This is a genomic window from Bifidobacterium sp. LH_389, assembly GCF_056357235.1.
Genome location: NZ_JBKEVR010000012.1, coordinates 24,690 through 44,224, shown reverse-complemented (window position 1 = coordinate 44,224; position 19,535 = coordinate 24,690). Strand labels below are relative to the sequence as shown.

The 19,535-nt window shown below is 66.7% G+C and carries 17 protein-coding genes and 1 tRNA gene; 13 read left to right on the top strand and 5 right to left on the bottom strand.

The window, feature by feature from the left end:
- The first annotated feature begins 50 nt into the window (after nt 1-50).
- From AC1AZA_RS09590 to AC1AZA_RS09580, 3 genes are all read left to right on the top strand, one after another.
- Nucleotides 51-1,079, top strand: a complete 1,029-nt coding sequence (locus AC1AZA_RS09590; RefSeq protein ID WP_476514437.1) for a 4-hydroxy-3-methylbut-2-enyl diphosphate reductase — start codon at nt 51-53, stop codon at nt 1,077-1,079.
- 125 nt (nt 1,080-1,204) lie between these two features.
- Nucleotides 1,205-2,509: a class I SAM-dependent methyltransferase gene (locus AC1AZA_RS09585; RefSeq protein ID WP_476514436.1), complete on the top strand. Its 1,305-nt coding sequence runs from the start codon at nt 1,205-1,207 to the stop codon at nt 2,507-2,509.
- A 156-nt stretch (nt 2,510-2,665) separates the two neighbouring features.
- The gene (locus tag AC1AZA_RS09580; RefSeq protein WP_476514435.1) at nt 2,666-3,295 is read left to right on the top strand and encodes an ECF transporter S component; all 630 of its coding nucleotides are present in this window, start codon (nt 2,666-2,668) and stop codon (nt 3,293-3,295) included.
- 14 nt (nt 3,296-3,309) lie between these two features.
- On the opposite strand, the gene AC1AZA_RS09575 is transcribed toward AC1AZA_RS09580, so the two are convergent.
- Nucleotides 3,310-3,383: transfer RNA gene (locus AC1AZA_RS09575), tRNA-Ile, on the bottom strand.
- 173 nt (nt 3,384-3,556) lie between these two features.
- On the opposite strand from AC1AZA_RS09575, the gene AC1AZA_RS09570 reads away from it, so the two are divergent.
- The 4 genes from AC1AZA_RS09570 (at nt 3,557) to prmC (ending at nt 6,882) form a co-directional block, all read left to right on the top strand.
- Nucleotides 3,557-4,402, top strand: a complete 846-nt coding sequence (locus tag AC1AZA_RS09570; RefSeq protein ID WP_476514434.1) for a hypothetical protein — start codon at nt 3,557-3,559, stop codon at nt 4,400-4,402.
- Nucleotides 4,403-4,534: 132 nt separating this feature from the next.
- The gene (gene rpmE, locus AC1AZA_RS09565) at nt 4,535-4,747 is read left to right on the top strand and encodes a 50S ribosomal protein L31 (RefSeq protein ID WP_476514433.1); all 213 of its coding nucleotides are present in this window, start codon (nt 4,535-4,537) and stop codon (nt 4,745-4,747) included.
- Between the two features lie 102 nt (nt 4,748-4,849).
- Nucleotides 4,850-5,938, top strand: a complete 1,089-nt coding sequence (gene prfA, locus AC1AZA_RS09560) for a peptide chain release factor 1 (RefSeq protein ID WP_476514432.1) — start codon at nt 4,850-4,852, stop codon at nt 5,936-5,938.
- A complete protein-coding gene (gene prmC, locus AC1AZA_RS09555; RefSeq protein WP_476514431.1) occupies nt 5,935-6,882 on the top strand; it encodes a peptide chain release factor N(5)-glutamine methyltransferase in 948 nt (315 codons plus the stop codon). The genes prfA and prmC overlap by 4 nt, the downstream gene beginning before the upstream one ends.
- A 38-nt stretch (nt 6,883-6,920) precedes the next feature.
- Here the strand turns inward: prmC and AC1AZA_RS09550 are convergent, their stop codons facing one another.
- Together AC1AZA_RS09550 and AC1AZA_RS09545 are read right to left on the bottom strand one after the other, a co-directional pair.
- Entirely contained in the window at nt 6,921-7,598 is a 678-nt protein-coding gene (locus AC1AZA_RS09550) for a sugar O-acetyltransferase (protein ID WP_476514430.1), read from the bottom strand.
- 192 nt (nt 7,599-7,790) lie between these two features.
- Nucleotides 7,791-8,582, bottom strand: a complete 792-nt coding sequence (locus tag AC1AZA_RS09545; RefSeq protein WP_476514429.1) for a hypothetical protein — start codon at nt 8,580-8,582, stop codon at nt 7,791-7,793.
- 153 nt (nt 8,583-8,735) lie between these two features.
- Between AC1AZA_RS09545 and AC1AZA_RS09540 the strand changes: the two genes are divergently transcribed.
- From AC1AZA_RS09540 to guaB, 3 genes are all read left to right on the top strand, one after another.
- Nucleotides 8,736-9,395, top strand: coding sequence for an L-threonylcarbamoyladenylate synthase (locus AC1AZA_RS09540; protein WP_476514428.1), 660 nt, complete (start codon nt 8,736-8,738; stop codon nt 9,393-9,395).
- On the top strand, nt 9,392-10,552 hold the full coding sequence (locus AC1AZA_RS09535) for an MraY family glycosyltransferase (protein WP_476514427.1): 1,161 nt from the start codon (nt 9,392-9,394) through the stop codon (nt 10,550-10,552). The genes AC1AZA_RS09540 and AC1AZA_RS09535 overlap by 4 nt, the downstream gene beginning before the upstream one ends.
- A gap of 81 nt (nt 10,553-10,633) precedes the next feature.
- On the top strand, nt 10,634-12,181 hold the full coding sequence (gene guaB / locus AC1AZA_RS09530; protein WP_476514426.1) for an IMP dehydrogenase: 1,548 nt from the start codon (nt 10,634-10,636) through the stop codon (nt 12,179-12,181).
- A 123-nt stretch (nt 12,182-12,304) separates the two neighbouring features.
- Here the strand turns inward: guaB and AC1AZA_RS09525 are convergent, their stop codons facing one another.
- Entirely contained in the window at nt 12,305-14,089 is a 1,785-nt protein-coding gene (locus AC1AZA_RS09525) for a glycoside hydrolase family 13 protein (RefSeq protein ID WP_476514425.1), read from the bottom strand.
- A gap of 194 nt (nt 14,090-14,283) precedes the next feature.
- Here AC1AZA_RS09525 and orn point away from each other — a divergent pair, with 194 nt between their 5' ends.
- Together orn and AC1AZA_RS09515 are read left to right on the top strand one after the other, a co-directional pair.
- Entirely contained in the window at nt 14,284-14,934 is a 651-nt protein-coding gene (gene orn / locus AC1AZA_RS09520) for an oligoribonuclease (protein WP_476514424.1), read from the top strand.
- 25 nt (nt 14,935-14,959) lie between these two features.
- Complete coding sequence (locus AC1AZA_RS09515; RefSeq protein WP_476514423.1) at nt 14,960-16,381, top strand: DEAD/DEAH box helicase; 1,422 nt, start codon at nt 14,960-14,962, stop codon at nt 16,379-16,381.
- Between the two features lie 29 nt (nt 16,382-16,410).
- Here AC1AZA_RS09515 and AC1AZA_RS09510 read toward each other — a convergent pair whose 3' ends face one another.
- Entirely contained in the window at nt 16,411-17,442 is a 1,032-nt protein-coding gene (locus tag AC1AZA_RS09510) for a PfkB family carbohydrate kinase (protein WP_476514422.1), read from the bottom strand.
- A gap of 365 nt (nt 17,443-17,807) precedes the next feature.
- Between AC1AZA_RS09510 and AC1AZA_RS09505 the strand changes: the two genes are divergently transcribed.
- Nucleotides 17,808-19,535 (top strand): glycoside hydrolase family 43 protein, encoded by a 1,728-nt coding sequence (locus AC1AZA_RS09505; RefSeq protein WP_476514421.1) that lies wholly within the window; start codon nt 17,808-17,810, stop codon nt 19,533-19,535.

Here is a 19,535-nt window from a genome sequence, read left to right as displayed (position 1 = left end):
TGCCTGCGGCAGGGGCCGGGCATCGCACGCTTGACGGGAAGGACGACGGCATGACGAACACGGCCACGGACGGCAGACGCATCGTATTGGCGGATCCGCGCGGGTTCTGCGCCGGCGTGGACCGGGCCATCCTCACCGTGCAGACCATCCTCAAGGCCGCGGGGAACGCGGGGGAGCGGAGCGCGGGCGGTGCGAACGGCCTGCCTCCGGTGTACGTGCGCAGACAGATCGTGCACAACAGGCACGTGGTGGAGGATCTGGCGTCCCAGGGAGCCGTGTTCGTGCAGGAGCTCGACGAGATCCCGGACGAGGCGGTGGCCGCCGGCGTGCCCGTGGTGTTCTCCGCGCACGGCGTGTCCCCCGCGGTCAAGGAGGAAGCCGCGCGCCGCGGCATGCACATCGTGGACGCCACCTGCCCGCTGGTGAGCAAGGTGCACCGCGAGGTGCTGCGGTTCGTCAAGGAAGGCTACGAGATCGTCTACATCGGGCACAGGGGGCACGACGAGGCGGTCGGCGTGGTGGGGGAGTCCCCCGAGCACGTTCACCTGATCGAGCACGTGGCGGACGTGGACGGGCTGTCGTTCTCCCCGGACGCCAAGCTCGTGCTGCTCACCCAGACCACGCTGAGCGTGGACGAGACCGCGGACACCATCGCCGCGCTCAAGGCCCGCTTTCCGTGGATGACCATGCCGCCCAGCTCGGACATCTGCTACGCCACGTCGAACCGTCAGGCAGCGGTCAAGCTCGTGGCCGAACAGTCCGACTGCGTGGTGATCGTGGGTTCCGCGAACTCGTCCAACTCGGTGCGGCTCGTGGAAGTGGCGCAGGAAGGGCTCGGCGCACGCGGCACGGCCCACCGCGTGGACGACGCCGGAGACCTTGACCCGGCATGGTTCGCGGGCGTGCGGTCCGTGGGCGTCTCCTCCGGGGCCTCGGTGCCGGAGGAGCTGGTCAGCGGGGTGATCGGCGCGCTGCGGGCCTTGGGATACACCGGCATGCACGCGGTGGAGACGATACGGGAGAACATGCATTTCGTATTACCGGCCGAGCTTCGCTCGACCGGTCGTCGCGCCCGTTAGGGGCGCGGTGCAGCCAAAACCGTCACCCGGGACGCGACATGTCGCCCTTGCCCGGCATCCGGGCGGACTACACTACCTTTGCGGAACGATTACATGCCATGATTGTTGCAAAAGGGGTGGTAGCCATGGCCAATGGCAAGTCGATGACGGTCGGTGAAATGATCGCCCTGTTCCTTGATCCTCAGACGCCGCTGCGCGTGGACGCATTCGACGGATCCCACTTCGGACCCGAAACCGCCGGACTGCACCTGCGCATTACCAGTTCCCGCGCCGTCTACCAGCTGCTGTCGCATCCCAACGAGATCGGCGTGGTGCGCGCCTACGTGCTCGGCGACCTCGACGTGGACGGCATCAGCTACGCCAACCCGTACCCGGTGCTGCGCGACCTGTTCTCGCTCGCCCGCTACGTGCGCCGCCCCTCGCCGGTGGACGTGGCGCGCATCGTCGCCGCCGTGCTGAGTCACGGATGGCGCACCCCGGACGTACCGCAGACCGAAGGGCCGAGCAAGTTCGCGCGCATCAAGCGCGGCCTGCTGCCCCACAGCGAAAAGGCCGATTCGGAGACCGTGAGCTTCCACTACGACATGTCCAACGAGTTCTACGCCGACTTCCTCGGCCCCTCCATGACATACACGTGCGCCGTGTTCGAGAACGAGTCCATGAGCCTTGAGGACGCGCAGGCCAACAAGCTGCGTCTGGTGCTCGACAAGCTCGGCCTCAAGCCCGGCGAACGTCTGCTGGACATCGGCTGCGGATGGGGCTCCATGGTCATCGCCGCCGCCCGCCGCGGCATCAAGGCGCTCGGCGTCACGCTCTCGCACGAGCAGGCCGACTGGGCCAACGCGTGGATCCGCCGCGAAGGCCTGCAGGACCTCGCCGAGGTGCGCGTGCAGGACTACCGCGAAGTGCCCGAACACGACTTTGACGGCATCTGCTCCATCGGCATGATGGAACACGTGGGCGTGAAGAACTATCAGAGCTACTTCGAGGAGATGTACCGTCTGCTCAAGCCCATGGGCCGTCTGCTCAACCACCAGATCACCATCAGCCACGACAAGCCGGACGGCACGCCGGGCCAGGACGAATTCCTCGATCGCTACATCTTCCCCGACGGCGATCTGGGCGCCCCCGGATTCATTGAAAGCTGCATCCACGACGCCGGCTTCAACGTGGTGCATCAGGAGAACCTGCGCCAGCATTACGCGCTCACCCTCCACCACTGGTGCGAGAACCTCGAGGCGAACTGGGACGACGCCGTCAGGCAGGTGGGCTTCGAACGCGCCAAGGTGTGGGGCCTGTACATGGCGGCCTGCTCGCTCAACTTCGAGATCGACGGCATTCAGGTCCACCAGTTCCTGGCCGTCAAGCCCGACCGCGTGGGGCACCCGGACGGCAAGTGGTATCCGCTGCGCCCATGGTGGAAGGCCTGACGGCGGCGACGCGCCGCAGGGCATAGCTGCTAGCATGGCACGTGGCGCTCCCGCCCGTGCCGCGCAGGTCAAGGGGCGCTCGCAGGCGCCCCTTCGTCGAACCGTCGGGGGCCGGCGATCACCGTGCGCGGCTATGGGGGATTCAAGGAGCCTGCCATGTCGTCAATCACATCCGTATCACAATCAGTCCGTCCGTCCCTGCGTTGGGGAACGGCGGACATCGCCGTCGGCGCCGCGCTGGGAGCCGGATGCGGCGTCATCCAATGGGGCTTCGACTTCATGTATGCATGGCTGTCCCCCCTCATGGCCGCCATCCTGCCGGGACTCATCAGCCTGACCCATGCGGTGTGGTACTTCTCCGGCACGCTGGGCGTGGTGGTGATCCGCAAGCCGGGCGCCGCCATCTACGTGAACATCGTCGGCGTGGCCGTGCAGATGCTCATCGGCAACCAGTTCTCCATCGGCTTCGTGTTCGTGTCCGCCGCATTGCAGGGCCTGTTCGCCGAGCTGCCGTTCATCGCCACGCGCTATCGCAGGTTCAATCTGCCGCTCACCGTGCTCGCCGGCGCGCTCGTGGCCGTCGAATACGGCTTCTACCTGCTGTTCTTCCGCTATCAGGCCGTGTCCCTGTTCAGCCCCCGCGGCATGATCCACATGACCTGCGAGATCATCAGCGGCATCGTCATCGCCGGCATGTTCAGTTGGTACCTGTTCCGTGCGATCGCCGCGACCGGTGCCCTGGATCGCTTCGCCTCCGGGCGTTCCGTGCGCGGCAACGTGGGCTGAGCGAGGGAAGACAGTGGGGCGGCAGGGGCTTGAACCCTGGACCGGGCGATTATGAGTCGCATGCTCTAACCGACTGAGCTACCGCCCCGCGTCGGCCGTCCGAAAGCGGCCAACTGGTTCAGTCTAGCAAAGCCACGGACCAGCGGATGCCACGGAACTCTCCGGTCCGCGCGGGTTTGCGCAGGCAGCGTTGAGCGGACGGTGGTAAGGTACGCCAAGATGACCCCAGGCCTAAGAGCAAAGGCCGGACGAGGAGTGCGCATGGACAGGAAACACATCGAAAGCGGATTGTCGCAGGAACAGTTGGATGCCGTGGCCGATCTGGCACGCACCAACGAATACGCGAAGCAGTCGAAATGGAAGACGCTCAGGGAACTGCCGAACGGCGAGAAGCTCTCGTTCTTCGTCCAGCACTTCCTCATCGCCACGATCGCCATCGTGGCGGCGATCGCCGTGGTGATCTCGCTCGTCGTGTTCTACCTGACTCGTCCGCCGGACGCCAAGCTCACGGTCGCCACCTTCGGGCTGTCGAACTATGACGAGCAGCTGCAGAGCCTGCGCGCCGACTTCGCCGCAGCGCACCCCGATCAGGACGAGCGCATCTTCGCCGTCGACGCGTTCTCCATCACCTCCCGTGCCAGCGCGGGCGATTCGGCGGGTTCCGTTTCGCCGTCCGCCTCGGCGTCGGCTTCCGCATCGAACGGGACCGGCGACGGGTCCGGCGACATGACGGGCGTGGGCAACTCCGCGATGCTGGGCAACTCCTACCTCGACGATTCGGCCAAGCTGTCCGCGCGCATGGCCGCAGGGGAGATCAACACGCTGGCCGCCACCCGGGACATGTTCGCCGAGCTCAACCGCCGCAACGCCGTCAACGACCTGTCCGCCGTGCTGGACGCCGATCGGATCACCGCGCTCGGGGACGCCGTCGTGTACGCGGATAGTCTCGATCCCACGTTGGATCACACGCCGATCGGTCTTGATCTGGGCCGTTCCGCGACGTGGAAGGCGAAGGGCCTGCCGGACGATGCGATCCTCGGATTCGGCAACGTGACCAAGGGTACCGAATGGCCGCTCGCCTTCGTGGACTTCCTGAAGTTCGCATAGTCCGCCGCGCGGGCCGTGGAAACACCGGCGTGTCGCGCCGATCCAAGCGTCGGCGTATAATCCCATAGGTTCCGGTTCACGTCCGCCACAGGGGCGAACGACCCGGGTCGCCTGAATTCCATAGGAGACAACATGAAGCAGGGTATCCATCCCGATTATCACCCCGTTGAGGTGACTTGCTCTTGCGGCAACACGTTCGTGACCCGCACCGCCGGCAAGGAAGACCACATGTTCGTTGACGTGTGCTCCAACTGCCACCCGTTCTACACCGGCAAGCAGAAGATCCTCGACACCGGTGGCCGCGTGGCTCGCTTCGAGAAGCGCTACGGCAAGAAGACCAAGTAGCATTCTTCAACGCCAGCCCCCGCATACTCTGCGCCGGCTGGCGTTTTCATATCCAACAACGTCGTTCACCTGATTCAGGCAAGGCTCAAGGCAAGGATTTTCATGGCAGACGAACAGTTCCCCGCGGCCGCGACCGCGCTGGAGGAGTACCGGTCCATCGAACGGCAGATGGCCGAACCCGACATCGTATCCAACCCGGACAAACTGCGCAAGCTGGGCCGGCGTCATGCCGAGCTCGGAGCCATCGTGAGCGCCTACCAGGCATACCTGTCCGTGCGCAACGACCTTGCCGCCGCGCAGGAAATGGCTTCCGAGGACCCGGACTTCGCCGAAGAGGCCAAGCAGCTCGAAGCCAAGCTGCCGGCCGTGACCGAAAAGCTCAGGACCGCGCTCATCCCGCGTGACCCGGACGACGCGCGCGACACGATCATGGAAATCAAGGCCGGCACCGGCGGCGAGGAGGCGGCGCTGTTCGCCGGCGACCTCATGCGCATGTACACGCGCTACGCGGAAAAGCGCGGATGGACCGTTACCGTGCAGTCGGAGAACACCACCGAGCTCGGCGGCGTCAAGGACGTGCAGATGGCCATCCGCGCTAAGGGCACGCCCGCGCCGGAGGACGGCGTGTGGGCGTCGCTCAAGTACGAGGGCGGCGTGCACCGCGTGCAGCGCATCCCCGTCACCGAATCGCAGGGGCGCATCCAGACGTCCGCGGCCGGCGTGATCGTGTTCCCCGAAGCCGACGAGGACGACGACGAGATCACCATCGATCCGAAGGACCTCAAGATCGACATCTTCATGAGCTCCGGGCCCGGCGGCCAGTCCGTGAACACCACGTACTCCGCCGTTCGCATGACGCACATCCCCACCGGCATCACCGTGAACATGCAGGACGAAAAGTCGCAGATCCAGAACCGTGCGGCCGCCCTGCGCGTGCTCAAGTCCCGTCTGCTTGCCATGAAGCACGAGCAGGAGGCCGCCGAAGCCGCGGACATGCGCCACTCGCAGGTCCGTTCGCTCGACCGCTCCGAGCGCATCCGCACGTATAATTTCCCGGAGAACCGCATCGTCGACCACCGCACCAACTACAAGGCGTACAACCTCGACGCCGTGCTCGACGGCGACCTGCAGGCCGTGATCGACTCGGACATCCAGGCCGACGAGGCCGAACGCCTCGCCAACCAGCAGTGAGCGGCGGCGAAGGCATTGCCGGGGCCGCCGGCGGTGAACCGCAGGACGTCGCCGCAGTCGTCCGTTCCGCCGCGGCGCGCCTGCGGGGGGCCGGCGTGGACACGCCCGCGCACGACGCCAAGCTCCTGCTCGCCCACGCGGCCGGGCGCGAACTGCGCGACGTGGACAAGGCCATGCTCATGGGGGAGCGGTGGGCCATGCCGGCCGATTTCGACGGACTGGTGGCACGCCGGGCCGCGCGCGAACCGCTGCAGTACATCACCGGCCGTGCGCCGTTCCGCTACCTTGACCTTGAAGTAGGGCCCGGGGTGTTCATTCCGCGGCAGGAAACCGAACTCGTGGTGCAGGAGGGACTCGATTGGCTCGCCGCGCAGCGGCCTGCGTTCCCGGCGGCCGGGCCACGCGTGGCGGACCTGTGCGCCGGGTCCGGGGCGATCGGCCTTGCGGTGGCCAGCGAGGTCCCGGACGCGCAGGTATGGGCCGTGGAACTCGCCGAACGCACGGCCGCATGGACCCGGTGCAATCTGGATGCCGTAGCGCGGGACCATCCGCAAGTGGCTCGCAACTATCATCTGACGATCGGGGACGCCACCTCGCCAGCCACGCTCAGCGAGCTCGACGGCACGATCGACCTCGTGCTGTCCAACCCGCCGTACGTGCCCGAATCCCAGATTCCGCAGCAACCCGAAGTGCGTGACCATGACCCGTCGCTCGCCCTATACGGCGGTTCCGCGGACGGGCTGCTCATTCCCGAGCGCATGGTGCGGCGGGCGTTCTCGCTGCTCCGGCCGGGCGGGCTGCTCGTCATGGAGCATGACATCTCCCAAGGCGAGCAACTGGTACGCTGCGCCCGGGCCGCGGGATTCACCAGTGCCGCCACCAAGCCCGACTACACCGGCAGGCCGCGGTACCTTACGGCGGAAAAGCCGTTCGAGCGGGCGTGAGGGGCGGTAGCGCGCGAGGCGGCAGGTGACCGCAGCTCTTACTGCGCGTAGGCCTGCAGCGCCGAGGCATCCGCCTCGGTGATCTCATGCAACACATGCGCGGGATTGCCCACCGCCACGGTGTGCGGCGGAATGTCGTGCGTGACCACCGCGCCGGCGCCGATCACGCAGCCTTCGCCTATGGTCACGCCTCCGAGCACGGTCACGTTGCCGCCGAACCAACAGTTCGAACCGATCACGATCGGCCTGCCGTACTCGTAGTCATAGGTGGTGCCGTCCGCATGCCGGCGCACGTTGCGGTCCTGCCAGCGAAGCGGGTGCATGGGCGGCAGCAGGGACACGTTCGGGCCGAAGAGCACGTCATCGCCGATGGTCACGGGAGCGCAGTCCAGCACCGTGAAGTTGAAGTTCATGAACACCCGGTCGCCGATCGAGGTATGGCATCCGTAATCGAAGAACACCGGGCCCATCACGTCCATGTTCTTGCCGTGACCGGGCAGCAGTTCGTCCAGCACGGCGGCGCGGCCGGCATGGTCACCGCGTGGCAGGGCGTTGAAACGGGTGCACAGGTCGCCGGCCTTCTCGCGCAGGGCGACGAGTTCCGGGTCGGCGGGGTTGTACAGCTTGCCGGCGAGCATCTCCTCGCGTTCCGAAAGGCGGGGAGTACGTAGTTCCACGGGTGGCAAAGGATTGACGTCTGGAGTGTTGTTGGTCATAGGGGCATTCTAGGCATGAAACTGGTTCACGTGATGACAAGCCGAAAATCTTGTGAACCGGCAAATAGACATCTTCCCACATTGCCGGCACCCGGGAATGGCTTCATTCCAACGAAATGCATGTTCATATGAACACGGTCGCCGGTTCACGAGTTGCCGGGCAAAAAATCTCGTGAACCGGATTGCGGACCCTCAGGCCAAATCCACTACATGAGGTACCTCAATGCCGTGTTCCTCCAGGATCTTCACGGCCTGCATATAGGCATCGGTGGAGGCGGCGGGGTCAAGCAGTGCCGATTGCAGGCCGTTGCCGCCGTCGCGGATGCCCAGCGCCTCGACAAGAGCCTTCCGGATGCCCGCCGCAGTCGGTTGCGGCGCAGTGCCGCCGGACAAGTCGGACAATTCGGGCAAGCCGGAGCCGGACAGGGCCTGTGCCAACGGTTCGAGGTTGCCGCCGGTCACCTCGTCGATCGTGCCGATCTGGTCAAGCAGGGCGAACATCCAGTGCCGTGCGCCCGGCGCGCTCGCTGAACCGGCCTCTGCCAGCACTTCCGCGGTTTTGCGTGCCACCGGGGTCACGTCGATGTGCCCGATCTCGGCGTCCGCACTGGCATGCCCGCGTCGGTCGTCGATGTCGCCGAGCAGATGCTGGATCGTCACCTCGTCGGCCAGCGGGCCGGGCTGTGCGTGCAGGGCGGAGATTGCATCCACGTCCAGTTGCCGGCCACCTGAATTCTGGAAGCGCACCAGCTTGGGAGCATTGAAATAGTGGTCCATCGAATAGGTCACGAACGCCGGGGTCTGCTCCTGCATGTCCCGCATCGCCTCCGCGACCGTCCGCATGGCCAGCAGCGGCTGCTGCACCGCCACGCGCGCCAGCGCCTTCTTGGCGTCGGCCACCGTCAGCGGCCCGCCAATCCTGATCCGGTCGCCCGAGCCATGGCCGGCGAACAGCGACTTCAATCCGTCGAGGAACCCCATCATTGCCTCTTTTCCGGGAGCTTCGCGGGAGAAACTTACGCCCGTTCGCCGTCCCAGTGTAGTCCACGTGCGGCCCGAAAGCGCGAAAGTGAGGCACAATGGGTACAGTATCTACGTTGCGCCGGAAGATCGGCGCGGATGGAGAGGCTGGTGACGATGAGCGACGTGCGGCAAGTGAACGAAGGGTCCTGCGCCCTTGCGGCCGAACTGGTGAAACGGGGTGAACTGATCGTCATCCCCACGGACACCGTGTACGGCGTGGCCTGCGACCCCCGCAACGCCAAGGCGATCGAACGCATCTACGAGCTCAAGCGCCGCCCGCGCTTCAAGGCGCTGCAGGTGCTCGTCTCCTCCGCGGACGAGCTGGATGCGCTCGGGCTCGAGCTGCCGGCGCCCCTCAACCGTCTGGCCGCCGCATTCCTGCCGGGCGCGTTCTCGCCGATCGCCGTGGCCCGCGAGGATTGCGCGCTCGGCACCGTGCGTCGGACCGCCGGCGGTGAGCGCACGCAGGGCATCCGCGTGCCGAATTCGGCGCTGTGCCTGGACATTCTGCGCGCGACCGGCCCGCTGGCCGCGTCCAGCGCGAACCGGTCCGGCGACGAATCGGCGCAGAGCGTGGCCGAGGCCGTCGCGGCGTTCGGCGACGACGTGGCCCTGTATCTGGACGGCGGCTCCACGCCGGGGCACGTGTCCAGCACGGTGGTGGCGGCCGACCCGCACGGGCGCGACGGCATCGAGATTCTGCGCGAGGGCGTGATCCCGCAGTCGGCGATCCGCCGGGCCCTGACCGTCAACGGCGGGGGGCTGGGCGCATGAGGGTCTATCTGCTCATCGCCGCGATCGCGGGCGGCGTCACCTGGCTGGTCACGCCCATCGTGCGTCACATGGCCATCGAGATCGGTGCGGTCGGGGAGGTCCGCGCGCGCGACGTGCACAAGGTCCCCACCCCGCGCATGGGCGGCGTGGCCATGCTCATCGGCTTCGTGACGGCCATGCTGTTCGCCAGCCGCATTCCGTTCATCTCCGGCCTGTTCCGCGAGGACACCACGGCGTGGGTGATCATGATCGGCGCGGCGCTCGTCTGCCTGCTCGGCGTGGCGGACGACGTGTGGGATCTGGACTGGATGCTCAAGCTCGCCGGCCAGTTGCTCATCTCCGTGTTCGTGTCCTGGGGAGGCGTGCAGATCATCTCCCTGCCGTTGGGTTCGCTGGTGGCCGCCTCGCCCAGCCTGTCGATGGCGATTACGGCCATGCTCATCGTGGCGTCCATCAACGCGGTGAACTTTGTGGACGGGCTCGACGGCCTGGCGTCCGGAATCGTGGCGATAGGCGGCGTGGCGTTCGCGATCTACTCGTACATCCTGGCGCGCACGTCGCCTTCGTACGCTTCGATGGCCACGCTCATCGACGTGGCGCTGGTGGGCATCTGCGTGGGGTTCATCCTGCACAACTGGCATCCGGCCAAGCTGTTCATGGGAGACTCCGGGTCCATGCTGCTCGGCTATCTCATCACGTGCGCGTCGATCGTGATGACCGGCCGCCTCGACCCGATGAGCGTGCACACCAGCGTGTACCTGCCGGCGTTCATGCCGATCCTCCTGCCGGTGCTCGTGCTGTTCCTGCCGGTGCTGGACATGTGCTTGGCGATCGTGCGGCGCCTGAGCCACGGGCAGTCGCCGATGCATCCGGACCGCATGCATCTGCATCACCGCATGCTGGGCATCGGCCATGGCGTGCGCGGTGCCGTGTCGATCCTGTGGGGGTGGGCGGCGCTCATCGCGTTCGGCTCGCTCAGCGTGCTGTTCTTCCAGCCGGCGCACGTGGCGATCGGCATGGCCTTGGCCACCGTGGTGCTGACCGTGGCCACCATGTACCCGTACATGAAACACCGGCTGCCGGAGATCCGCGAGGAGAACCTGCGCTACCGTCAGGCCCGGCGCGGCGCCGAGCACACGCGGCACGGCAAGCGCTAAGAGAGGCGAGCGCAGCCGTAGGAGCGGCGATGGTACCGCAGCGCGGCGTGAAACGTCAGACACCGCGCATATAGTGGACACATGGCTACTTTCAATTCAGAAGAACAGTCGGCATTCAACCCGCTTCCCCCGATTTTCGCCAAGCTCGGCCTCGCGTATGACGATGTGCTGCTGCTTCCGAACGAAACGGACGTCATTCCCTCCGAAGTGGACACCACCACCCGCCTGACCCGCAACATCACCATGAAGGCCCCGGTGCTTTCCGCGGCCATGGACACGGTGACCGAGTCCGAGATGGCCATCGCCATGGCCCGCAACGGCGGCATCGGCGTGCTGCACCGCAACCTGTCCATCGACGATCAGGCCTCCCAGGTGGACGTGGTCAAGCGTTCCGAGTCGGGCATGATCACCGACCCGCTGACCGTGCACCCCGAGGTCACACTGGCCGAGCTGGACAAGCTGTGCGGCCGCTTCCACATTTCCGGTCTGCCGGTGGTGGACAACGACAACAAGCTCGTGGGCATCATCACCAATCGCGACATGCGCTTCATCGCCTCCGAGGACTACGACCACCTCAAGGTCAAGGACGTGATGACCAAGGACAACCTCATCACCGGCCCCTCGAACATCTCCAAGGACGACGCTCACCGCCTGCTCGCCCAGCACAAGGTTGAGAAGCTGCCGCTGGTGGACGCTGAGGGCCACCTGACCGGCCTGATCACCGTGAAGGACTTCGTCAAGACCGAGCAATACCCGGATGCCACCAAGGACGAGCAGGGCCGTCTGCGCGTGGCCGCCGGCGTAGGCTTCCTGGGCGACGCCTGGCAGCGCGCCACCGCCCTCATGGAGGCCGGCGTGGACGTGCTCGTGGTGGACACCGCGAACGGCGAGGCCAAGCTGGCGCTCGACATGATCTCCCGTCTGAAGCATGACTCCGCGTTCAACGGCGTGCAGATCATCGGCGGCAACGTCGGCACCCGTTCCGGCGCGCAGGCCATGATCGACGCGGGCGCGGACGCCGTGAAGGTCGGCATCGGCCCCGGCTCCATCTGCACCACGCGCGTGGTGGCCGGCGTGGGCGTCCCGCAGCTCACCGCCGTGTACGACGCCGCCCAGGCCTGCAAGGCCGCCGGCATTCCGTGCATCGCGGACGGCGGCATCCACTACTCCGGCGACATCGCCAAGGCGTTGGTGGCCGGTGCGTCTTCCGTGATGCTCGGCGGCACGCTCGCCGGCTGCGAGGAGGCCCCGGGCGAGAAGGTGCTCCTGCATGGCAAGCAGTACAAGCTGTACCGCGGCATGGGCTCCCTCGGCGCCATGGCTCCGCGCGGCAAGAAGTCCTACTCCAAGGACCGCTACTTCCAGGCGGACGTCACTTCCAACGACAAGGTCGTGCCGGAAGGCGTCGAGGGCGAAGTGCCGTACCGCGGCCCGCTCAACGCCGTGCTCTACCAGATGCTCGGCGGCCTGCACCAGTCGATGTTCTACATCGGTGCGCACAACATTCCGGAGATGAGCGAGAAGGGCCGCTTCATCCGCATCACCGATGCCGGCCTGCGCGAATCCCATCCGCACGACATCGTCATGACCGCGGAGGCCCCGAACTACTCCGGCTTCCACGCCAACTGACGGTCGGTCAAGGCTGTCTGCAAGGCTGGCTGACGGCTGAACGAATGGGGCTCCCCGTGCATTGCCTCGCACGGGGAGCCCCCATTCATTGCCGTCCGCAGTGCCTCGCGGAAACGCTTCGCCCTAGGCGAGCCTGATCCAGACGGACGTGTCCTGCGGGAGCAGACCGTCGCTCGTGAGCGGGCCGGAGGCGAGCAGCACCTCTCCGGCGGGCAGGGCGACCGGAGAGGCGCCGAAGTTGGTGAGGTTCGCCCAGCCGTTGGCGCGACGGTAGGCGATCACGCCGCCCGGCTGGCCGTCCGCGCCGTCCCGCCGTCCGCTCGGGGCGTCCTGAGGCAGCCACGCGCAGCTCGTGTCCGCGGTCTGCAGCTCGTGGCGCAAGGCCAGTGTGCGGCGGTAGAAGTTGAGCATCGAGCCGGCGTCGGCATCCTCCACGTCCACGGCGAAGTCCTTGAACCACTTGGGCTGCGGCAGATGCGGGTCTGTGGTGGCTCCGGCGGGGGAGAAGCCGAAGGATCCGCGCGTGCCGAACTGGTCGGTGGGCTTTTCCAGCGTGGGGGCGTCCGATCCGATCCACGGCAGCGGCACGCGGCAACCGTCGCGGCCCTTGGTGGACTCCTCCCGGTCGCTCCTGAGCGGCCACGGATCCTCCAAGCGGTCCCAGGGAATGTCCGGCACCTCGAACAGGCCGAGCTCCTCGCCCTGATACACGTATGCGGAACCGGGCAGCGCCATCTCCAGCATGAGGGCCGCCTTGGCGCGCTTCGTGCCGAGCGGACGGTCCTCGAAGTACGTGCGGCCCATGCGCAGCGCCCAGTCGGCGGAGATCTGATGGTATTCGGCGGTCGGCACCTGCGGCAGTGCGTACCGGCTCGCATGGCGGTGCACGTCGTGGTTGCTCATCACCCACGTGGAGGTGGAGCCGGAGCGCTCGGCGCAGGCCAGTCCCTCCGCGATCGCCGCGTGCATGGCTTCAAACGTCCAGTCCGCCTTGGCGAACTCGAAGTTGAAGATCTGCCCCAGATCGTCCGGGGAGGCGTACAGGTACTGGCGTTCCGGACGCACCCACGCCTCGGCCACGGCGAAACGCGGCGGATCGTATTTGTTGAACACCTCTCGGCGCCACTCGTGGTAGATCTCGTGCACCTCGTTGCGGTCCAGCACCGGGTGGGAGCCGTCCGCGGGCATGTCGTTGGTGCTCATCACGCCGTAATTGTCCAGATCGTCGCGGTCGAGGTCCTTGGCGAGGGCGTGCGCCACGTCGATGCGGAAGCCGTCCACGCCGTGGTCGCACCAGAAGCGCAGGGTGGTCAGGAAGTCGTCGCGCACCTCGCGGTTGTCCCAGTTGAAGTCCGGCTGCTCCTTGGTGAACATGTGCAGGTACCACTGGCCGTCCGGCACGCGCGTCCACGCCGGGCCTCCGAAGTGGTTCACCCACTTGGTGGGCGGTTCGCTGCCGTCCGGGCCCTTGCCGTCGCGGAAGATGTACCGCGCGCGCTCCGGGGAGCCGGGACCGGCCTTGAGTGCCTCCTGGAACCACGGATGCAGGTGCGAGCTGTGGTTGGGTACGATGTCCACCACCACCTTGATGCCGGCCGCGTGCGCGGTGTCCGCGAGGCGGCTGAAGTCGTCCATGGTGCCGAGCCGCGGGTCCACGTTGCGGTAGTCGGCCACGTCGTAGCCGCCGTCCGCCAGTTCGCTCGGGTAGAACGGGGACAGCCAGATCGCGTCCACGCCGAGCTTCTTCAGGTACGGGATCTGCTCGGTCACGCCGTTGAGATCGCCTAGTCCGGAGCCGGTCGTGTCCTTGAAACTGCGCGGATAGACCTGATAGACCACCGCCTGCCGCCACCACAGCGCCGGATCGCTCGCCGCGTTGGCCGCGCCGTTGTTTGCATCATTCGTCATATGGGCCTCCTGAAGTCGTGCCGTACCTTCGATTATCTGATAAGTTGGCGGCAGAAGTTGCATATTTGCGCGCATGTGGCATCCAATCGACCTTACATGCGCACATATATGCAACTTCTGCGGCGGAGGAGGCAGGTCGCCGGTCGGATCTAGGCTGTAACGTTCGGTGAAGGCAGCATGGAAAGGCGGCACACATGGTAGACAGCCACGACGCGGAAACCTACAGCGCGAAGGACTCGCGCCTCATCTGGATCGACTGCGAGATGACCGGTCTGGACATCTTCGGGGGAGACGAGCTGGTCGAGGTGTCCGTCGTGCCCACCGACTTCGAGCTCAACGTGCTGGACGAGGGCGTGGACTATGTGATCAAGCCGTCCGACGCGGCCGTGGCCCACATGAACGACTTCGTGCGCGCCATGCACACCCGCTCCGGCCTCATCAAGGAGTGGGAGCACGGGCTCACGCTGGCGGATGCGCAGGCCAAGGTGGTCGACTACGTCAAGCGCTTCACCCCGGACGGCGTCAGGCCTCTGCTCGCCGGCAACACCATCGGCTCGGACAAGAAGTTCCTCGACCACTACATGCCCGACCTCATGGCCAACCTGCACTACCGCACCATCGACGTGAGCACCCTCAAGGAGCTCGCCCGCCGCTGGTATCCGGACGTGTACCTCAACCGTCCGGCCAAGCACGGCGGCCACCGCGCGCTCGCGGACATCATCGAATCGCTCGACGAGCTGCGCTACTACCGCAAGGCGTTCATGGCACCCGAGCCCGGGCCGGACGCGGCCGCATCCAAGGCCATCGCCAAGGAGATCACGGCCACCAGCCTGCTCAACCGCTGAGGCGGTCGGCCGGACAGAGATCCCCATGCAGCAATCTGAAGCCCTGGCCATCCTCAACGCCGGCGCCAGCGTGTTCCTCACGGGCGCGCCGGGTGCGGGCAAGACGTACTTGCTGAACGAGTTCATCGTCGCGGCGCGCAAGGCCGGGGCGAGCGTGGCCGTCACCGCGTCCACGGGCATCGCCGCCACGCACGTCAACGGGCAGACCATCCACTCGTGGAGCGGGGTGGGTGTGGCGACCGCACTCACCGCGAACCTGATGAAGCTCATCCGCACCCGGCGCAAGCGGCGCATCCAGGCCGCGGACGTGCTGGTGATCGACGAGGTCTCCATGATGCACGCGTGGCTGTTCGACATGGTCGATCAGGTCTGCCGGGCCGTCCGCCACGATCCGCGCCCCTTCGGCGGTCTGCAGGTGGTGCTCTCCGGTGACTTCTTCCAGCTGCCGCCCGTGTCCGTGTCCGGCCGCAACCGGGACGTGCTTGAACCCAGCCCGGAGTATGTCGCCGCGCGCGAATGGTACGCCAAGGCTGGGCTCAATCCGGAGGGGTTCGTCACCGAATCGCTGGTGTGGAACGAGCTCGACCCGGTCATCTGCTACCTCACCGAGCAGCACCGTCAGGACGACGGCCGGCTGCTCGGCGTGCTCACGGACATCCGCGACGGCGCGGTGTCGCAGGCCGACCGGGACACGCTGGTCACCCGGCTGGGCGTGGCGCCCGAACCCGGCGAAGTGGCCGTGAACCTGTTCCCCGTGAACCGGCAGGCCGATTCGCTCAACGACATGCGGCTGGCGGGAATCGACGAGCCGGAGCATGCGTTCTTCGCCGAGACGGCCGGGCCGGAGCATCTGGTGGAGCGACTCAAGCGCAACATGCTTGCCCCGGAGCGGCTGGTGCTCAAGGCCGGTGCGGCTGTGATGGCTCTGCGCAACGATCAGGAGCACCAGTACGTCAACGGGTCGCTTGGCACTGTGCGCGGCTTCGCGGCCGAGAACAAGGGCGGCTGGCCGATCGTGGAGTTCGAGAACGGCAACATTGTGACCATGCGCCCGGCCGCGTGGGAGCTCACGGACGGGGAAAGCGTGCTTGCCTCCGTCAATCAGGTGCCGCTGCGCTGTGCGTGGGCCATCACCATCCACAAGTCGCAGGGCATGACGCTCGACCGGGCCGTGATGGACCTGAGTCGCACGTTCGCGCCCGGCATGGGCTACGTGGCGCTTTCCCGCGTGGAATCGCTGGACGGTCTGTACCTCAACGGCGTCAACGAGCGCATGTTCCTCGTCTCGCCGGATGCGGTGATGCTCGACGCCGACCTGCGCGAGGCGTCCGACGCGGCGGCCGATTGCCTTACCGCCGAGGGGACGGAGTACTTCGCCAAGCAGGCCCGGGACGCGCAGCCTGCGGCGGACCCGCTGGACGAGTTCGCGCAGGACGCGCTGTTCTAAGTTCTTACGACTGCCGGGCTGAGCCTCCCTCACGCCTTGCGCATGAGCTCGACGGCCTCGGCGTAGCTCGGGCACACCGGTATGCCGTGCACGTTGTTCCGGATGGCCAGCGATGCCGCCGCATTGGCCAGCCGCACCGCATCCGTCAGCGATTCGCCGGCCGCAAGCCGCGCGCACACCACGCCCGTGTGGCAGGACCCGGCCGAACGCGTATGCACGGCCTCGGTGGGAAACCCCGGCAGGTACGCCACGTCCCGCCGAGAACCGTCTGCCGTCCGATCGCGCACCCACGCGCCTTTCGCGCCGGAGCGGATGACGAGCGGGGCGCGCAGCACGTCTCCCAGCCGTGTGGCCAGATCGCACATGGCGGCACCGGCGTCGCCGCCCACGGTGATCTTGCGCGAGTCGAGGGGCGCGATGCCGAGCCGCTTGGCGAGCACGTCCGCCTGCTGGCGGTTGCATGACCACGTGGGCCGGGCGAGCACCAGCGCTTCGAGGAGCTGGTCGCTCACCTGCTGCAGGGCGCTCGTGGGGTTGAGTACGATGCGGAATTCGCGTGCGCCGGCTTCGCTGCCGGGGCGGGTGAGGAACCGGTGCAGGCCGGTGGCGGTCTGGTTGGTCAGGGTGTTGCCGCTGATGTGCACCACGTCGCCGGGCTCGGGCTCGACGCCGTCGAATGCATCCTCGGAGCCGTGGGCCTCCGCTCCGTACGCGGCGATGAGCGTCTTGGCGCCGGCGGAATCGTTCAGCATGATGCGGAAGCCGGAATCCTCGTCCAGTCGGTCCTGCCCAATGTGCTCGATGTTCGCCTCGCTGAATGCCGCATGGATCATGCCGGCGAGCGGTCCGTTGCCGAGGATGCCGCCGTGCTTGGCGGTCGCGCCCATGCTGAGCGCCGCCTTCATCACGCGGTACCCGGCCGCGATGGCGACGTGCGGGGCTCCGGCCACCGCATAGCCGCCCGGAGTGGGGACCTGATCGACCTTGAGCATGATGTCCGGAACGACTTCGCTCAGCGAAATCACTGCATGGGAGCGGCCGCTCGTGCTGTCCTGCGCCATGGTAACCTCCATCCGTCACCGTCCGTCCGCGGGTGCAAGCCTGCCGGAGGGCGTTCTTTCTATCTGTCAGTCATACGCGCTGTTTGGTTGTGATTGTTCGGTTATGCGGTTATGGTCGATGCGCTTCACCGCGCGTCGTATGGCCGATCCTAGGTCCGTTTCCTGAATGTTTGCCGGTAACGGGATGAAGGGCGGCCGGGAGAGGAGCGGTGCGGCGATTGGCTGCGGTCGGCCGGGCAGGGTTTCGCGGAGGCATTTCGCGGCGGAAGCGACACGCCTTGCTTGCCAATGAAACCGGTTTCAAGTTATAGTGTTCGCATCATCCTGACCGCAATGAGGCTTCAGTGAAAGTGAGAGCGACCATTATGACCACAGCGCAAACCACGCCCAATGTCCAAGCCGATCAGCACGCCCTGACCATGCCGGCGACCGCCCCTGTGCAGCCCGGCATGATCGTCAATCCGATCCTGCCCGGATTCCACCCGGATTCCAGCGCCCTCAAGGTGGGCGACGACTACTACATCGCCACCTCCACGTTCGAATGGTGGCCCGGCGTGGACATCTTCCACTCCAGGGACCTGGTGAACTGGGAATGGATCGTCGCCCCGCTCGACCGCCCGGACATCGTGAACCTCAGGGGCAACTACGACTCCGGTTCCATCTGGGCCCCGCACCTGAGCTACGCCAAGGGCAAGTTCTGGCTCGTCTTCACGGACGTGAAGAGCTGGTCGCCCTTCAAGGACACGCTCAACTACGTCATCACCGCGCCGTCCATCACCGGCCCGTGGAGCGAACCGACCTTCGTGACCGCCTCCGGCTTCGATCCGGCCCTCTACCATGACGACGACGGCCGCAGCTACTTCCTCAACATGCTGTTCGATTGGCGCTTCGGCCGCCAGCGCTTCGCCGGCACGGTGATTCAGGAGTTCGACACCGATGCCATGCAGCTCGTGGGGGAGCGCAAGCACTTCTACAAGGGCACCAGGCTCGGCGTGTGCGAAGGCCCGCAGATCCTCAAGCGCAACGGCTACTACTACCTGCTGTGCGCGGCCGGCGGTACCGGCTGGATGCACGCCGCTACCGTGGCCCGCTCCCGCTCGCTCGAAGGCCCGTGGGAGGACTCGCCGTACTTCCCGCTCATGACCACGCGCGACAACCCGACCGCGCCGCTGCAGAAGTCCGGTCACTGCTGCTTCCTCCAGATCGGCGACGAATGGTACGTGACGCAGATCTGCGCCCGTCCGCTCACCGAACGCGGCTACTGCGTGCTCGGCCGCGAAACCTCCATCCAGCCCATCGAATGGACCGAGGACGGCTGGCCGCGCCTGAAGAACCACACCATCACGCCGGACCTCGTGGTGCCTGCGCCCAAGGTTTCGCAGGACGTGGTCCAGAAGCTCGACCACAGCGAGACCGTGGCGTTCGCGCCGGACCGTCCGCTGCCGCCCAGCTTCAAGACCCTGCGCTGCGGGCTCGACGCGGAGGAGGACTATTCGCTCACCGCCCGCCCCGGCTGGCTGCGCCTGTACGGCCGCCAAAGCCTGACGAGCCTGGACAAGCAGACCCTGTTCGCCCGTCGGTGGGAGCACTTCGACTTCGACGCGGAGACCACGCTCGACTTCACGCCGGAGAACTACCAGCAGGACGCCGGCCTGATCCTCTTCTACGACACGGCGAACTGGATCTACGCCATGATGACGTTCGATGACGAGGGTCTGGACCGCCGCGTGCTGCGCATCGTGGTGCTGGACGAGCACGACGGCTCCTACGGCAGCGAGCCGGTGGAGCTCGACGCCTCCACGCCGGTGCGGCTCAAGGTGGAGGTGCGCGGAGCCGAAGCGCGGTTCTACTGGGCGTACGCGGCTGACGCGGCGGCGACGGACACGGATGCGGCGGCCGTCGCTGCCGCGGCGGTCGATTGGCAGCCGCTCGGAGGCCCGCAGCATGCCGACCACATCAGCGACGACTACGTGGAGGAACGCCGCGGCTATTGCGTGTTCACCGGTGCGATGGTGGGCATCTGTGCCCAGGACATGGACGCCCACCGCTCCCACGCCGACTTCCGTGGCTTCGACTACCGCGAGATCCGCTGA

Excerpts from the sequence above, each read along its gene's own strand:
- AC1AZA_RS09515 (WP_476514423.1), top strand. The coding sequence starts at position 14,960 with ATGCAGCAATCTGAAGCCCTGGCCATCCTCAACGCCGGCGCCAGCGTG.
- AC1AZA_RS09585 (WP_476514436.1), top strand. The coding sequence starts at position 1,205 with ATGGCCAATGGCAAGTCGATGACGGTCGGTGAAATGATCGCCCTGTTC.
- AC1AZA_RS09580 (WP_476514435.1), top strand. The coding sequence starts at position 2,666 with ATGTCGTCAATCACATCCGTATCACAATCAGTCCGTCCGTCCCTGCGT.
- AC1AZA_RS09505 (WP_476514421.1), top strand. The coding sequence starts at position 17,808 with ATGACCACAGCGCAAACCACGCCCAATGTCCAAGCCGATCAGCACGCC.
- AC1AZA_RS09545 (WP_476514429.1), bottom strand. The coding sequence starts at position 8,582 with ATGATGGGGTTCCTCGACGGATTGAAGTCGCTGTTCGCCGGCCATGGC.
- rpmE (WP_476514433.1), top strand. The coding sequence starts at position 4,535 with ATGAAGCAGGGTATCCATCCCGATTATCACCCCGTTGAGGTGACTTGC.
- AC1AZA_RS09535 (WP_476514427.1), top strand. The coding sequence starts at position 9,392 with ATGAGGGTCTATCTGCTCATCGCCGCGATCGCGGGCGGCGTCACCTGG.
- guaB (WP_476514426.1), top strand. The coding sequence starts at position 10,634 with ATGGCTACTTTCAATTCAGAAGAACAGTCGGCATTCAACCCGCTTCCC.
- orn (WP_476514424.1), top strand. The coding sequence starts at position 14,284 with ATGGTAGACAGCCACGACGCGGAAACCTACAGCGCGAAGGACTCGCGC.
- prfA (WP_476514432.1), top strand. The coding sequence starts at position 4,850 with ATGGCAGACGAACAGTTCCCCGCGGCCGCGACCGCGCTGGAGGAGTAC.
- AC1AZA_RS09525 (WP_476514425.1), bottom strand. The coding sequence starts at position 14,089 with ATGACGAATGATGCAAACAACGGCGCGGCCAACGCGGCGAGCGATCCG.
- AC1AZA_RS09550 (WP_476514430.1), bottom strand. The coding sequence starts at position 7,598 with ATGACCAACAACACTCCAGACGTCAATCCTTTGCCACCCGTGGAACTA.
- AC1AZA_RS09570 (WP_476514434.1), top strand. The coding sequence starts at position 3,557 with ATGGACAGGAAACACATCGAAAGCGGATTGTCGCAGGAACAGTTGGAT.
- AC1AZA_RS09540 (WP_476514428.1), top strand. The coding sequence starts at position 8,736 with ATGAGCGACGTGCGGCAAGTGAACGAAGGGTCCTGCGCCCTTGCGGCC.
- AC1AZA_RS09510 (WP_476514422.1), bottom strand. The coding sequence starts at position 17,442 with ATGGCGCAGGACAGCACGAGCGGCCGCTCCCATGCAGTGATTTCGCTG.
- AC1AZA_RS09590 (WP_476514437.1), top strand. The coding sequence starts at position 51 with ATGACGAACACGGCCACGGACGGCAGACGCATCGTATTGGCGGATCCG.